The organism is Bacillus sp. S71 (genome assembly GCF_016625265.1).
GTDB lineage: Bacteria > Bacillota > Bacilli > Bacillales > Bacillaceae_G > Bacillus_A > Bacillus_A cereus.
Genome location: NZ_JACVUW010000002.1, coordinates 455,272 through 471,315, shown reverse-complemented (window position 1 = coordinate 471,315; position 16,044 = coordinate 455,272). Strand labels below are relative to the sequence as shown.

Genomic DNA, 16,044 nt, shown 5'->3' with positions numbered 1-16,044 from the left:
GTTAGCCTACTGATGTTTTGATTTACTTTATATAAGTTTATGCACAGCTTGTATAAAAATGTCTCCTCTTTCTTCAAATGTTTTAAATTGATCCCAGCTTGCACACGCTGGAGAAAGAAGAACAACATCACCTTCTTTAGAATGAGCATAAGCTTTCACCACTGCTTCATCTAAAGTATCGACACTTTCAATTATATCTAATCCCGCTTTTTCTGCCGCTCTTACTAGTTTGGGAGCTGTTTGTCCAAATGTTACAATCGCTTTTACATTTTTGAAATACGGAATTAAATCATCGAATTCATTTCCGCGGTCAAGCCCACCTGCTAGTAACACAATCGGTTGTGTAAACGCAGATAGTGCTTTCTCAGTCGCTAACATATTCGTTGCTTTTGAGTCATTATAAAACTTACGGTTGTTAATCGTTGTTACATATTCTAAACGATGTTTTACACCCGTAAAACGTTTTAACACGACCGTAATTGCTTCATTAGAAGTACCTAATAATTTCGCAATACTCATCGCAGCTAAAATATTTTCTAGATTATGTTGACCAGGTAAAACGATATCGCTTACTTCAACAACTTTTTCACCTTTGAAATAAAGAGCGTTATCTTTTATACACGCGCCATCTTCAATTTCTTTCGTTGTCGAAAACAAGATTTTTTGACCTTTAGTATCCGCAGATAAAGCCATCACATCTGCATCATCCGCGTTTATTACACTATAATCGTTTTCTGTTTGGTTTTTAAAAACATTTGCTTTTGCTAAACCATATTCCTTCTTCGTCCCATGATAATCTAAGTGGGCTTCAAATAAGTTTAAGAACGCTGCAATTTTAGGCTGGAACGATTCTACTCCCATCAATTGGAACGATGAAAGTTCTGTAACTACAACTTCATCTTCTTTTGCATCCTGTGCTACTTCACAAGCTACAGTTCCTATATTCCCTGCAATAACAGGATGCTTTTGTCCTTCTTTTAACATTTCAAATGTCAGCATTGTTGTCGTCGTTTTACCATTAGATCCTGTAATTCCAACAAATGGCGCTTTTGAAATACGATATGCTAATTCAACTTCCGTAACAATTGGAATTTGCTTTTCTTTCGCAGCAACTAATATTGGATTAGAATACGGGATTCCTGGATTTTTAACGACAAGAGAAATATTTCTCTCTAATAATTCTAAAGGATGGCCACCGCATACAACGTCCATTCCTTTTGCTTGTAATTCTGCAGCAAGTACATTGTCTGCTAAAGGCTTTCCGTCATTTACAATGACATTCGCCCCTAACTTTTGTAACAATGTAGCTGCTGCATAACCACTTTTTGCAATGCCTAATACAAGAATATTCTTATTTTGAAATTCAGTTACAGTTTTCAATTACATCCACACCCCGATATAAATTCCTAACACAGCTAATAAAAATCCTGCAGACCAAAACGTCACAACAACACGCCACTCTGACCAACCACATAATTCATAATGATGGTGTAATGGACTCATTTTAAAGACACGTTTTCCTGTTGTTTTAAATGAAATGACCTGAATAATAACCGATAAAGTTTCCATGACGAATACTCCGCCAATAATTACAAGTAGCAATTCTTGTTTTAATAGAATCGCTACAGCTGCAATGGCTCCACCTAAAGCTAATGAACCTGTATCTCCCATAAACACTTTTGCTGGATTCGCATTGAATACTAAAAATCCAAGTACAGCTCCTACCACTGCCATACAGAATATCGCTACTCCAAATTGCTCTTGTGCCACAGCAATAATACTAAATGCTCCAAATGCAATAGCAGCTGTTCCTGATAATAAACCATCTAAACCGTCAGTTAAGTTAACTGCATTTGATCCACCAATAAGCATAAATAGTACAAGTACAAAATACGCCCAACCTAATTCAAACTTAACATCCGTTCCCGGAATCATGATGTATGTGTGGAACGCTTGCCCTTTTCCAATTAAAAAGAATGCAATAGCAATAACAAGCTGCCCTACTAATTTTTGTTTTGATGTTAAACCAAGATTTCTTTTCTTAACTACCTTTATGTAGTCATCTAAAAATCCGATTAATCCGTAACCAAACGTCACTAATAGTAATAACGAAACCTCTGCACCTAAATAATTAAACTTAATCGCCATAATAAGTGAAGTTACCATCATAGATACGTATATGACGATACCACCCATTGTCGGTGTCCCTGATTTTTTTTGATGTGACTTTGGTCCCTCATCACGAATACTCTGTCCGAACTTTAATTTTCTTAAAAATGGAATAAACAATGGCGAAAGGGCAACAGAAATTAAGAATGCTACCCCAGCCGTTACTAATAAACCTTGCTCAAGCACATGTAGTCCTCCTCTCACGTTGTTACTCTTCGTTGTTTAAACGCCCTGTAATTGCTTCTTTCGCAACTTCTCGATCATCAAAATGATGAACTTCTTTACCAATAATTTGATACGTTTCATGACCCTTACCAGCAATAATAATGATATCATCTGCTTTTACTTTAGTGATTGCATGGTGTATCGCTTCTTTTCTATCAATAATCACTTCATAATTATTTCCACTTGCACCATGTACCATATCATCTAAAATAGCCGCTGGATCTTCACTTCTTGGATTATCTGATGTGTAAATTGCATGAGTTGCATATTTTGTTGCAACACTTGCCATTATCGGTCTCTTCGTTCGGTCCCTATCGCCACCACAACCAACGATACAATACACATCACCTTTTGCAAATTGTTTTGCAGTTTTTAATACATTTTCTAAACTATCCGGCGTATGTGCGTAATCAACAATAACTGTATAATTTTGTCCTCCATCAACAACTTCAAAACGCCCTGGAACCCCAGCTAGTTCCTTTATAACAGCAATGATTGTTTCTAATTTCACACCCGAAACAAGTCCTGCTGCTGTTGCTGCAAGTACGTTATATACATTAAATTTACCTATTAATTTCATCGTAACATTTACACTTTCATACGGTGTGACAAGGGTAAATGTAGTTCCGCCACTCGTCATAACGATATTTTTTGCCATAATGTCACTTGTTGTATCAATACCATATGTTACAACAGTTGCTGCAGTACTTCTCATATACTCTTCTGTTACATTATCATCGCTATTCAGCACAGCGTACTTTTCACGATTATGATTATAACTATTGCCAAGCTGTGCAAATAGTAACCCTTTTGCATGTTTATATTCTTCCATCGTTTTATGATAGTCTAAATGATCTTGTGTTAAGTTCGTAAACACCGCTACATCGTAATCACATCCGTGTACACGACCAAGATCTAACGCATGTGACGAAACTTCCATTACCGTGCTGTCCACACCTTGTTCAACCATTTTTGAAAACGTCTGTTGAAGTGTTAGTGCATCTGGTGTTGTATTTTTCACCTCAAATGTTTCATCACCGATTTTCATATTAATCGTTCCAATTAGCCCTGTTTTATGACCATGTGCTCGCATAATCTCATCCATAATATGCGATGTTGTTGTCTTTCCATTTGTACCTGTAATTCCGATTAAATGTAACTTGTGTGTCGGTTGACCATAAAAATAATCAGCTAAAACCGCTAACGAACGAAAAGTATTTTTCACAAGTACAACTGGAACGTCAACATCAATTGGTCTTTCCGCAACAATAGCAGCCGCTCCTTGTGCCGCTGCTTGCTTAGCAAAATCATGGCTATCAACCGTATATCCTTTCATACATACAAATAAGCTTCCTTCTTTCACTTTACGTGAATCAGCTTCTATAGATGTGATTTCTGGATTTTCTTTTGGAACAACTGGAAAATCATGCAAACATGATAAAAGTGTATGCAACTTCATTTCACTAAACCCTCTCTACATTGTTTATTTATCTTTTTTTCAGTAAGCAACACATTACCTCCTATATAAGGAGGTAAGTGCTACTGGCCTATTTATGACTGAGACACTTATTGTCTCAAGTTAAGTAACTGTTCTATAAAGAACTCACTTCCACCAATTGTACCATAAAACGTACTATGTTACCTTTAATTCCCGAAGTAAATTCTAATTTTTGAGCCTTCTTTTACTTTAGCTCCCGCTTCTGGTGATTGCTTAATTACTTTCTCTCCATCTCCACTTATATCAAGCTGCAAATCGACGAGTTGTGTTTGTAAATCTTTCTTTTTCATTCCAATTAAATTCGGAACTTCCACAGTTGGTGTATCGCCCCATTTATATTCTTTTTCAACTTGTTCTTTTCTCGGTTTCACTCCCATAACAGGAAGCGCATCTCGAAGGATATTCCCGACAATTGGAGCTGCTACCACTCCACCAAACTGTGTAACCCCTTTTGGATTATCAACAGCAACATACACAACAATCTCTGGATCATCCGCTGGAGCAAATCCGATAAAAGATACAATATAATTATTCTCTAAATATTTACCATCTTTCACCTTTTGAGCAGTACCCGTTTTTCCACCTACACGATATCCATCAATATAAGCACCTTTACCAGAACCTTTCGCTACAACATTCTCTAATGCATAACGAACTTTTTCTGAAGTTTCCTTGGAAATAACTTTTCTTTTCTCAACAGGTGTCTTTTTACTAACAACTTGATTATTTTTCGGATCAATAAACTCCTTAGCTATATACGGCTGATACAATGTTCCACCATTTACAGCCGCCGCTACAGCTGCTACTTGTTGAATTGGTGTAACAGAAACCCCTTGGCCGAATGAAGTTGTCGCTTGCTCTACTGGACCAACTTTATCTAAATTAAATAAAATCCCACTGCCTTCACCTTGCAAGTCAATCCCAGTCTTCTGTCCAAAACCAAAATTACGAATGTATTTAAATAATCGGTCTTTACCAAGGCGATCACCAAGTTCAATAAATCCCGGGTTACATGAGTTTTGAACGACTTCTAAAAACGTTTGACTGCCATGACCTCCTGCTTTCCAGCATTTCAATCTAGCTCCACCGACTTCAGCTGCTCCATCATCATAAAACGTATCCTTCTCTAAGTCTACTAAATTTTCATTCAATGCTGCAGCTAATGTAATGATCTTAAATGTTGAACCAGGCTCATACGTACTCCACACAGGTAGATTTCTGTTATACACTTCTGGAGAGACACTTTGAAAATCCGCTGGATCAAAACTCGGCCGACTAGACATCCCTAAAATTTCACCATTTTTAGGGTTCATTGCAATTGCAATCATACCGTCTGGATTATAAGTTGACTCCGCAATATTCATTTCTCTTTCCATAATCCTTGTAATACGCGCATCGATTGTTAATCCTAAATTTAAACCGGCTTCTGGTTTTTTGAAATCATCACCAACATTAGGCATCCTTTGCCCTTTCGCATCTGCAAAAAAACGCACATGACCTTTGTCTCCATTTAGCTCTTTATCATAATATTTTTCTAGTCCCATAAGACCTTGGTTATCACTACCTGCAAAACCTAATACATGTGATAAAAAGTTTCCAAATGGATAGTACCGGATAGAATCCTCTGCGATATACACGCCCTTCAAACTTAATCCTCGTACTTCTTTCGCTTTGTCATGTGATATTTTCCTTCCGCCTTTATCTAACCTTACAATCGATTCTTTTTTTGTAATCCTTTTATAAATCTCATCTTTTTCCACACCTAATACTGCAGCTAACTTCTCTGCAGTCTCTGCTGGTTTTTCAATTTGCCTCGGTACAACAAAGACAGTTGGAGCACTTTTATTCGTGGCAAGTTCCACACCATTTCGGTCTAAAATTTTCCCACGTTCGGGTTCAAAAGTAATATTACGACTCCATGAATCTTTCGCACGATCCGTTAACATATTCCCAAGAAAAAATTGCACATATCCAAGACGAATATCGATAATAGTGAAAATAAGTATACCTGATATAAGTATAAAAATAAGTCGTTTTCTAACTGTTACATTTGATACACGCATATCGGAACAAGCCTCCCTTACGCCTAGCTTGTTCCAATATATGCTTGTACTTATTTAATTAGAACTTTTTCTCTTTTACCATTACGGCTTTTCTGCTTCTTGTTGTGGTTCGAGTGGCGGTACGAGTGTGACACCTAATTCTGTACCAGGTTGTAATAATGTTCCTTCCGCCACACTTTGTTCTGTTACGTATCCTGTACCAGAAGGTTTCAAGTTAAGCTGTAATGTCTTCGCTAAATTCATAACATCACGCAGTGCCCATCCTTGTATATTTGGCATTGTAGGCTTATCTCCTACCAAGAAGACTCGGTCGCCTTTTAATGTTTGTTCAGTCGCTTTTGGTACTTGTTGCTGTACTTTCCCTTCACCTAGTACGATTGGACGAAGTTTTGCTTTATCAATCGCTTTCCCCGCTTCAGCCATCGTTTTACCAGTTACATCTGGAACAGTAGTTTGTTGTTCTTTCAGATGTTTTTTCGGATCTTTCACTTCATTTGGCTTAATCTTTAAATACTCTAAACTATTTTTTGTTACATATTTAAAAATATCAGCTAAAGGTTGTGCGCCGTTCTCATCATCTTTTAATTTCGGCTGTTTAACAGCTACATACACAACAAGTTGTGGATCGTCCATTGGTGCCATACCTAAGAATGAGAATATATAATTCTGTCTTCCTGTCATATAGCCGCCTTTTCCATCCGGAATTTGCGCTGTACCTGTTTTACCACCAACTGAATATCCATCAATTTTATAAGCTGTCCCTGTACCTTTCGGAGATGTAACAACACGTTCTAATAACTGTCTTACTTGCGCTGCTGTTTCCTTTGTAACAGGTTTTCCTACTTCTTCTGGCTTATGTTCTAATTTTACTTTGTCTGTTATTGGATCTACAATTTTATCAATTGCATAAGGTTTCATCATTTTCCCATCATTTGCAATGGCCGTTGCAGCTTGTACAAGCTGAATTGGTGTTACAGTGGAACCTTGTCCAAAAGCTGTTGTCACTTGTTGTATTTGCTGATCAAATAAAATTGTATTCGATCCTTCACCTGATAAATCAATGTTCGTTTTTTCATCTAATCCAAAACTATGAATATATTTTCGGAAACGTTCTGGACCAAGTTTTTGATCTCCTAAAATTGCAAACGCTACGTTTGAAGAACGCTCTACCCCTTCATCAAACGTGATAGAGCCCCAACCAGCACCACCGTTATGATCTTTTATTTTCCTATTTCCGACTTGATATGTCCCGGACTGATAATAATCTTGCCCTTTGTACACACCTTCATTAATAGCTGCCGCTAACGTGAAAATTTTCATTGTTGATCCAGGTTCAAATGCATTGGCAATTGCGTCATTATAAAAGTATTTATTATTCTCTATGTTCGGATCATAACTAGGTTTACTAGACATTGCTAATATTTTCCCCGTTTTTGGATCCGCCACAATTCCAATTAAACTTTCCGGCTCATAATGTTGACTCGCCGATTTCATCGCGTCTTCTAAATAACTTTGAATACGTTGATCCATTGTCAAATATACATTATCTCCATTTTTAGGTGCCTTCACATTCACTTTCCCACCGTCAAGAGATACCCCCCTACGATCACCTGTATAAGCTACCTCTCCATTTGAAGCTCCTAAATATTTATCCAAACTTTTTTCTAATCCAAATTGACCTACTGCAATTCCATCTTCATTCGGTTTCGCATGCCCTATAACATAAGATGCGAAATCACCATTTGGATAAACTCTCGCATTTTCGGTAATAAAAGAAACCCCTGGCAATTTCAATGCTTCTATTTGTTCTTTCTTTTCTTTCGTCAAGCCCTTACCTATCTTCCCAAATTCCACTTGACTTTTATCTTTATTTAACGTGGCTAAAATATCCTCTTCGCCTTTTCCAAGTACTCCTGCAATTTTCTTTGCAGTATCTTCTTTATTCTCAACTGAGTTAGCACCTTTTAGTGCAGCTACCATTTTGTAAGAGTTTGCGTCTTGCGCTAACACATGACCGTTTTGATCATAAATGGTTCCTCGGTTCGCTTCAAGAACTCCTTTTTTACTATGCTTTTGTTTAGCAAGTGCATCTAAATCCTGATTATGAACTGTTCCTGTTGATTGTATGTAAAAAAATCGGGCTAATAACAGCAAAAAGAGCAGGAGGAAAAATATCATAAAATAACCTGCTCCCTTATTGGTATGAAATTTAGTCATATTCTTCTTCATCGTTCCTTCACACCTATTGCCTTATTTGAGGCCTTTCACATTATTCGCATTAATTTCTAGCCCATGTTTTTTTGCAACTTCAGCGATTCGTTCATAGCGACTTAACTTCTCTACTTCAGCTTGTAATTCTTGATTTTCTTTTTGCTGCTGTACAATTTTTTCTTCTATCGTCGCTGCTTCTACATTAACTTGATAAAGGCCTGCTTTATTTCCAATAAACGCGACACAGGCATACAATAAAAAGCCAATAAACGCTACATACAACAGTTTTTCGATTCTTGTAATTTTCGCTTTAACCTTTGGCTTAGCCATCTGCTGTGGGGGCGTTTGAATTTGCACCTCTTCTTGCGCTTGTTGTTTGTACTTTACAGCTAAATTAGTCATACCTCTCTCTCCCTTTTATCGTTTTTCAGCGATTCTCAACTTCGCAGAACGCGCACGATTATTTTCTTCTAGCTCTATATCAGAAGGTAAAATCGGTTTTCTTGTAATAAGCTTTAATTTCGGCTTAAATTCATCAGGAATAATCGGTAATCCTGGTGGCAATTGTGGCGTTGTACTATTTCGCTTAAACGTTGTTTTACAAATACGATCTTCCAATGAATGGAATGTTATAACACTAACCCTTCCACCTGGCTTAACCATCTCAATAGCAGATTCCAATGCTTCTTCAAATACTTTTAATTCATCATTTACAGCTATACGAATTGCCTGAAACACCCGCTTAGCAGGATGCCCACCAGTTCTACGAGCAGGAGCCGGAATACCTTCTTTAATTAGCTCTACTAATTCTCCTGTCGTTTCAATAGCTTTATTCTCACGATAAGCTTCAATTTTTCTTGCAATTTGTTTTGAAAATTTCTCTTCACCGTATTGGAAGAAAATCCTTACAAGTTGTTCATATGACCAGCTATTTACAACATCATATGCTGTTAATGGGGCATCTTGATCCATCCGCATATCTAACGGTGCATCATGATGATAACTAAAGCCTCGCTCTGGTGTATCTAATTGTGGGGATGAAACACCTAAATCAAATAAAATACCGTCTACTTCTGTTATACCTATTTCTTGCAGTTTTTCAGCTAAATAACGGAAGTTACTCTTTACTGTTATAAACTGTTCACCGTATGAAGAGAACTTTTCTTTCGCGTTTTGAATCGCTATCTCATCTTGATCAAACGCTATTAATTTTCCACCTTCAGTTAATTGGGATAATAAATAAGAACTATGTCCTCCTCCCCCCAGTGTACAATCTACATATGTACCATCTGGCTTTATATCTAAGCCGTCTACTGTTTCCTTTAAAAGCACTGTTACGTGTTTAAACATTGTTGCACCTACTCTTTTTCCAATTAATTATGTTGAATGTATCCCTTCCTCTAAGCACATATTTCACGCTTAGAGAATGAAATAATACGAAAGAACGACTCATTTAACTTACCAACAAAGGCAACATACTATACAAATCGCTATTTTCTTTTATTATATACTAAATTTTATCATCTTTTGCGGGAATTTAAATAAAAAACTGTCGAAAAAGCGAATAATACGTTTACATTTTGTGCTATTTTGTCATATATTTAAGTATCCAACACAATTACCATATCCAACACTTTTTGATTGATAATTCAGAAAAAAATCACTTCACAGTAAATTCAACGGAATAAAAATAAAATCCTGCTCCAAAGAGCAAGATTTTATAGTTTTATAACATGATGTTTTCCGTCCCAAGAAAAAGGGTTTTCCATTACACGATCAACGAAATCCAAACCAAACTGATTTAAATAATAACATACATTCCACACACGTTCTTGCGGCGCACCTAATGGACGAAGTGCGAATTGTATACGGCGGAATTTATTTAGCTGAACCTCATACTTTTTCTCAACATTTCTTTTCAACATTCTTTCCAGCAGTTCAATTTGTTCATTAATTTTCAATTCGTTTTTCCCTGCAAACGCACCTAATCCTGGCTCTATTTTCTTTACAAATTGCTGTAAAGATATATGAATATCGGCAATTTCTTTTTTCGCCTTTTCAAAATGATCATCAATCGGTTCCTCTACTCGATTAGACAACCAGTTTTCACGCAGTTTATCGACATCATTTAAAAACGGATCACTTTCTCTCAATTGCAGATCGAATAAATCTGTCGCTATATCTCTCTCCACATAAGTAATTGTAAGACGAGGAACGACAGGTGGCATTTGAAAACCGACAGTATGGAATACTTGTTGTAATTCACTCCAATAAGCTAATTCCCCTGGACCTCCAATAAATGCGAGCGTAGGAAATACATACTCTTGCATAAGAGGACGCGTTACAACATTATTACTAAAACGTGCCGGATTTCTCTCCATTTCTTCAATCAACTCTTCATATGAAAAGGAATGCGCCCCATCCTTTCCAACAAACTTACCTTGATGCTCTTCAAGCAATACTCGTTCATTATCTATTTCCATGAATATATGCACTGCATGAGACTTCGTTTCAATAATCGGTTTGTATCCTAGTTCTTTAATTACTTCCTGCTGATTACGAAGCCCCTCTTGCACCTCTTTATACTTACTTATAATTCGCTTAAAAAATGGAATTTCTAACTTTCTTAATTCAGGATGATGTGAATCAACAAGGATTAAACCAGAATTAGCAAAGATTTTCGTAATAAGATGAGCAAAGAAATCTACATACGTATTCGATTTTTTCAAAGCATCATCAACAAATTTTAATACATCCTTTGTAAAATTTGTTTCTGGGTATGTTTTAAAAATCTCTTCAATCCAACTTCTACAATCTTCAACAGAAAGTTCAGACTCAGAAGCACTCGCCTTTTTCGGATTACGATCATAAAAAATAGTTTTTTTCATCTTTTTATTTTTCGCTACAAAAGTATGGCTAATCTCATCCATATCATGATCTTCACCCGCAATCCAGAAGACAGGGACAACTTTAACTCCTAAACTTTCTTCCTTTTCCTTTGCAAGCTGTAAAATTGAAATAACTTTATGAATTGTATAAAGCGGTCCAGTTAATAACCCCGCTTGTTGTCCAGCTATAACAACATATGTATTTTCATCTCCAAGCGCTTTTACATTTTGAAGTGTAGATTCTCCCGCTTGTAATTTTGTATTATATTCTAATAAATGCGCTACTAAATCTTGGCGGAAAAACTCCCTTTCACGCAAATCATGTAAACGTTGTTTAAAAGCATCTTCTGTTAACATATAATCAAAACATGACTGTATCTCTTTTTTACCGTTCATATAGTCCGCTACAACACCTTGTTGCGGAACAGAGATTTCTTTTATCTCCATATAATTCTTCCTTTCGTATCCAGTTCTCTCACCAATCCACATTGTAGTCAATGTTTCACTTAAAAGCAAAGAATAACACTTATACTCTTGTTTCTAACCCCTTTATTGCATCGAACAAAAATTGAAGTGTCGGAACTGGTCGTTGCTGTTTCTTAGCCTCTTCTAATACATACCCAACAATCGCATTAATTTCCGTCTGTCTATTCGCTCTTACATCCGCTAACATAGAGGATGTATTACGAGACGTTCCTTCACACACATTTCGTACCATTTGCCATACCATTTCTTTTTCTCCTCTAATAAGAAATGCGACCTCCTGAAACACTTGCTCCATCATTTGATAAAAAAAACGATTCGTGATTAATTCACCATTCTTTACTCCCAATAACGCTGTCAACGGATTGATACATACATTTACTACTAATTTTTTGCGCATAATCTCTTCCCAATCTGTTTCTATTTGAACTGGAAAATAAGCAACAGGAAAAGAATGAAATATTTTTTTAAAATGTATAGATTGGCCACAAACCACTCCAAATCTCGTTACACCTACTCCAGTATGATGAACGATGTGCCCTCCCTCTTTTTTCGCACCATGTTCTACAATACCAACAGCTATATTTTCACTCCCTATTTGCAGCATCTTTGGGAGATGCGACATTCCGTTTTGCAAAAAGATTAATGATGATGCACCTTCCACAAACGGTAGTATGTCATCTATATGATATTGCTTCACAGCAATAAATATATAATCTAAATTTTGCGCTACCATACTTTCTATCGGTAAAACAGGCGGATATACTGTTTCCCATCTTCCATCTCTAATACAAGTTACACCTGTTTCATTTAATTCTTCAGCCTGCTTAGCTGTTCTTGTAAACAACGTAACATCTTGGTTACTTTTTTGTAAATAAAATGTATACAATAGACCAATAGCACCTGGTCCGACAATTCCAATTTTCATTTTCACACAAGGGATTCACATTAAGTGCCCTTGCCTCCCCCCTTTTTCATATCTTTTTAAAGTACATGAGCACGCCCTATAATTTCGTTGTCCTCTGCCAAACAGATACACTCTCATTTTTCACTATGTATATACTGCCTATTAATACACTTATACTCTTAGTTTAGCAAATCCTCAAAAAAATAATAAAAGAAATATACTATCTTCTTCATAAAAATAAAAAAATGAGTTATACTATTATTATAAATATTTTTACTTTTCTGCATTCAACGAGATAAGAAAAGGATGTGATGTAATGGGATTCCCAAAAGTTGAGCGCTTGCTCATCAATTATAAAACGTTAGATGAATTCAAAAAATTTAAAGGGTGCGGAGCCCAGGAACTATCTATGCTGGAAGAATTGCAAGCAAACATTATTGAAAACGACAGTGAATCTCCATTTTACGGTATTTATTATGGCGGATCACTAATCGCACGTATGAGTCTATATATGAAAAGAAACGGCGGAGAACCATTCGAAATTACAGGTCCTTACCTAGAACTTTATAAACTTGAAGTATTACCAACTTTTCAAAAACAAGGATTCGGACAAATGCTTGTAAATCATGCGAAACAACTGCAATTTCCTATTAAAACGATAGCGCGTATTCATTCAGCTGGTTTTTGGGATAAATTAAATTTCAGCCCCGTATCAGTAACTGATGGAGATTTTTATATTTGGCATCCAGAAACAAATTTGAATGCGGTTACAAATGAAGAATCGGCTTAAGAAATAAAAAAACAGCTGTATAACAGCTGTTTTTTTATTTCTTAAGCTTCTCTAACTTCTCAGTCGAGCGAGCATTGTTTCTTTCCGCTACCATTACACTTCTTTTTTGATCGATATAATCAAGCAATGTTCTATACTCTTCCTCATATACTGATAATCGCTCCAGAAGACGCTCTCTTTCTGTTTGTAATGATTCAACTTGTTGTTGCAACACCGTTAAAGAGTTTTCATCTTTATAATTTTGCAAGAAATCAATAACATCATTCAACGTAATTGACGTAGGTTCTAACACTTTTGTCTCTTTCACTTCATAATTTTCTACTTTACGAAGTTGCTTCGCTTCCTCAATACGTTCTTTATATTGCTTTCTTACGTAAGAATTCCATCTAAATCCACATGCTGCTGGTGTACGAGATAAATTTTTCCCCACTTCCTTAAAGGCAGAAAGTTGTGTTCCACCTTCTCGAATATGCCGGAGTACTACTTCTGCCAGAAGCAAATCTTCATCATCAGTCCAAGCATCTTGTCTTGTTGTCGCCATTTCTCTAGTCCTCCCTATGCATTTTTTATTAAGCATATGCAGTTACTAGAAAAGATAGAATACAACAACTAAAGATTAAGACAAAAAAAATAAACGCAGAAGATATCTTCTACGTTTATTTTCCTGCAATTACTTGCTGATTACTTCTTTACCTTTGTAAGTACCGCATGCTTTACATACACGGTGAGCTAATTTCGCTTCACCACAGCTTGGGCACTCTACCATACCAGGTACTGATAATTTGAAATGCGTACGACGCTTTCTTTTTACTGTTTTAGAAGTTCTTCTAAAAGGTACAGCCATTCTTCCCACCTCCTTAAAAGAAATAGTTATTTTCATATGAAGGCCTGAACCAGTCTTCCGATTATTTGTCAAAAAACTTTGCAAGTCCTGCCAATCTTGGATCAACAGTCTTTTCTTTGTCTTCTTCCGAAATCACTTGCCAGTCTTGACCTTGCGTCGGTGCTCCACCAGAAACATCATCACTGAAAATTTGCATTGGAATCTCCAAAAGTATATTTTCCTTGATTACGGGCAGTAAGTCAAGTACTTCTCCTTCTAAACAATGAATTTCAGCTTCAGTTTCAAATTCTTCTTGTGAAGTTTGGAACACCTCAGTTGTTTTAATGTCAAATGGTAATGTCACATCTACTAAAGAACGAGAACATGGTAAAACCATGCTTCCAGTTATATGTAGATGAAACGTAAACTTACCGGAGCCAAAATCAACTCTTCCCGTTACATGAACAGGATTAATTTCACGAATATCTTTCTCGACCTCTTTTAGCTCACTTACATCTACCATCTCATCCAATGTCAATCCTTTATTTCTCAATTTATTCAATTGATGGATGGACCATTTCATATCATATCACCTCAAGGCAACAAACAAAATTATAGCTAGCCATTTTATATTTGTCAATGTTTTTTCTTTACACTATAATGAAGTCATCATAGTAAATAATATATAGAGTATCACGTTTTTCAAAAAGATGCTACATCGAAAGGAGAGATTACCATAAAAGCTGGTGGTATTGTTGTTGAATATAACCCTTTTCATAACGGTCATCTTTATCATGTGCAAGAGACAAAAAAGTTAACACAATCCGATATAATAATTGCCGTTATGAGTGGTCCTTTTTTACAGCGTGGTGAGCCCGCACTCATTTCCAAATGGTATCGCACTAAAATGGCCTTAGCAAACGGCGTAGACCTTGTTGTAGAGCTTCCATACGTCTTTGCAACACAAAAGGCTGAAACCTTCGCAAATGGTGCTATTTCCATTTTAAATGCCCTACGTGTTTCTGAAATTTGTTTCGGTAGTGAGGATGGACAAATCGAAAATTTTTATAATACCATCTCCGTACAAAAAAACGAAGAAGAGACTTTTAACTGCCTTGTAAAACAATTCATGGACGCTGGAAATAGTTATGCAAAAGCAACATCGGATGCTTTCTCACACATTTTAACATCCGAAAAAAACATAGATATGTCACAACCAAATAATATTTTAGGCTTCCAATATATGAAAGCAATTCTGTCACAAAATAGCTCTATACAAGCTCAAACTATAAAAAGATTCGCCTCTCATTATCATGATGAAACATTTAATGACCAACATATTGCAAGCGCGACAAGCATTCGGAAACAACTCTTTAGCGAAGAAGGATCATTTACAACAATTGAACCTTTTCTCCCACAGGCAACCACTTCGCTTTTAGCAAATTACAAACAAAACTACGGGATATTACATAATTGGGAACAATACTTTTCATTTTTTAAATATAAACTCATGACAATGTCTTCAGGAGACTTACGACATATATATGAAATAGAAGAAGGTTTAGAGCATCGTATTTTATCAAAAATACAAAACAGTTCCTCCTTCTATTCATTCATGGAAGCATTAAAAACAAAACGTTATACATGGACTAGACTACAAAGAGCTTGTACACACATTTTAACAAACACAACAAAAGAGGAAATACGTAGCGCAAATATAGAACAACATGCACCATATATCCGCCTGCTAGGCATGTCACAAAAAGGACAAACTTATCTTTCAAAAAACAAGAAAAAAATCGAACTTCCAATCCTTACTCATACAAAAACATTTGACCATGCTGCTTTAGATATAGAGAAAAAAGCAAACTCTGTATATTTCTCCATCATGCACGAACCGTTACGCACGCAACTATTAAAACAGGATATAACACACCATCCTATTCGCTATGATGAAACAACTACAAAATTCCTATAAAAAACCTCT

The 16,044-nt window shown here is 36.2% G+C and carries 14 protein-coding genes; 2 read left to right on the top strand and 12 right to left on the bottom strand.

The features are described from left to right. Positions 1-27: 27 nt before the first annotated feature. From murD to panE, 9 genes are all read right to left on the bottom strand, one after another. A complete protein-coding gene (murD, locus tag IBT51_RS05995) occupies positions 28-1,380 on the bottom strand; it encodes a UDP-N-acetylmuramoyl-L-alanine--D-glutamate ligase (protein ID WP_200458038.1) in 1,353 nt (450 codons plus the stop codon). Continuing rightward, the gene (gene mraY / locus IBT51_RS05990) at positions 1,381-2,355 is read right to left on the bottom strand and encodes a phospho-N-acetylmuramoyl-pentapeptide-transferase (RefSeq protein ID WP_000893060.1); all 975 of its coding nucleotides are present in this window, start codon (positions 2,353-2,355) and stop codon (positions 1,381-1,383) included. A gap of 22 nt (positions 2,356-2,377) precedes the next feature. Continuing rightward, complete coding sequence (murE, locus tag IBT51_RS05985) at positions 2,378-3,853, bottom strand: UDP-N-acetylmuramoyl-L-alanyl-D-glutamate--2,6-diaminopimelate ligase (RefSeq protein WP_000766289.1); 1,476 nt, start codon at positions 3,851-3,853, stop codon at positions 2,378-2,380. A gap of 185 nt (positions 3,854-4,038) precedes the next feature. Further along, a complete protein-coding gene (locus IBT51_RS05980; RefSeq protein WP_001266235.1) occupies positions 4,039-5,955 on the bottom strand; it encodes a stage V sporulation protein D in 1,917 nt (638 codons plus the stop codon). 81 nt (positions 5,956-6,036) lie between these two features. Further along, a complete protein-coding gene (locus IBT51_RS05975) occupies positions 6,037-8,184 on the bottom strand; it encodes a penicillin-binding protein (protein WP_088022103.1) in 2,148 nt (715 codons plus the stop codon). Between the two features lie 21 nt (positions 8,185-8,205). Continuing rightward, positions 8,206-8,568 (bottom strand): cell division protein FtsL, encoded by a 363-nt coding sequence (gene ftsL / locus IBT51_RS05970; protein ID WP_000182804.1) that lies wholly within the window; start codon positions 8,566-8,568, stop codon positions 8,206-8,208. A 15-nt stretch (positions 8,569-8,583) separates the two neighbouring features. Further along, the gene (rsmH, locus tag IBT51_RS05965; RefSeq protein ID WP_000472508.1) at positions 8,584-9,516 is read right to left on the bottom strand and encodes a 16S rRNA (cytosine(1402)-N(4))-methyltransferase RsmH; all 933 of its coding nucleotides are present in this window, start codon (positions 9,514-9,516) and stop codon (positions 8,584-8,586) included. A 368-nt stretch (positions 9,517-9,884) separates the two neighbouring features. Next, positions 9,885-11,501 carry a bacillithiol biosynthesis cysteine-adding enzyme BshC gene (gene bshC, locus IBT51_RS05960; protein ID WP_200458039.1) on the bottom strand — a complete coding sequence of 539 codons (1,617 nt, stop codon included), beginning with the start codon at positions 11,499-11,501 and terminating at the stop codon, positions 9,885-9,887. Positions 11,502-11,580: 79 nt separating this feature from the next. Then, positions 11,581-12,465, bottom strand: a complete 885-nt coding sequence (gene panE, locus IBT51_RS05955) for a 2-dehydropantoate 2-reductase (protein WP_014482115.1) — start codon at positions 12,463-12,465, stop codon at positions 11,581-11,583. 295 nt (positions 12,466-12,760) lie between these two features. Between panE and IBT51_RS05950 the strand changes: the two genes are divergently transcribed. Further along, entirely contained in the window at positions 12,761-13,234 is a 474-nt protein-coding gene (locus IBT51_RS05950) for an N-acetyltransferase (RefSeq protein ID WP_000506690.1), read from the top strand. Between the two features lie 34 nt (positions 13,235-13,268). On the opposite strand, the gene IBT51_RS05945 is transcribed toward IBT51_RS05950, so the two are convergent. The 3 genes from IBT51_RS05945 to IBT51_RS05935 all read right to left on the bottom strand — a co-directional run bounded on the left by IBT51_RS05945 (position 13,269) and on the right by IBT51_RS05935 (position 14,640). Next, positions 13,269-13,775: an RsfA family transcriptional regulator gene (locus IBT51_RS05945; protein WP_000246469.1), complete on the bottom strand. Its 507-nt coding sequence runs from the start codon at positions 13,773-13,775 to the stop codon at positions 13,269-13,271. Positions 13,776-13,904: 129 nt separating this feature from the next. Next, positions 13,905-14,078 (bottom strand): 50S ribosomal protein L32, encoded by a 174-nt coding sequence (rpmF, locus tag IBT51_RS05940; protein ID WP_001984764.1) that lies wholly within the window; start codon positions 14,076-14,078, stop codon positions 13,905-13,907. 61 nt (positions 14,079-14,139) lie between these two features. Continuing rightward, entirely contained in the window at positions 14,140-14,640 is a 501-nt protein-coding gene (locus tag IBT51_RS05935; RefSeq protein WP_000872146.1) for a YceD family protein, read from the bottom strand. Between the two features lie 213 nt (positions 14,641-14,853). Here IBT51_RS05935 and IBT51_RS05930 point away from each other — a divergent pair, with 213 nt between their 5' ends. Then, positions 14,854-16,035 carry a nucleotidyltransferase gene (locus tag IBT51_RS05930; RefSeq protein ID WP_069356137.1) on the top strand — a complete coding sequence of 394 codons (1,182 nt, stop codon included), beginning with the start codon at positions 14,854-14,856 and terminating at the stop codon, positions 16,033-16,035. Positions 16,036-16,044: the final 9 nt, after the last annotated feature.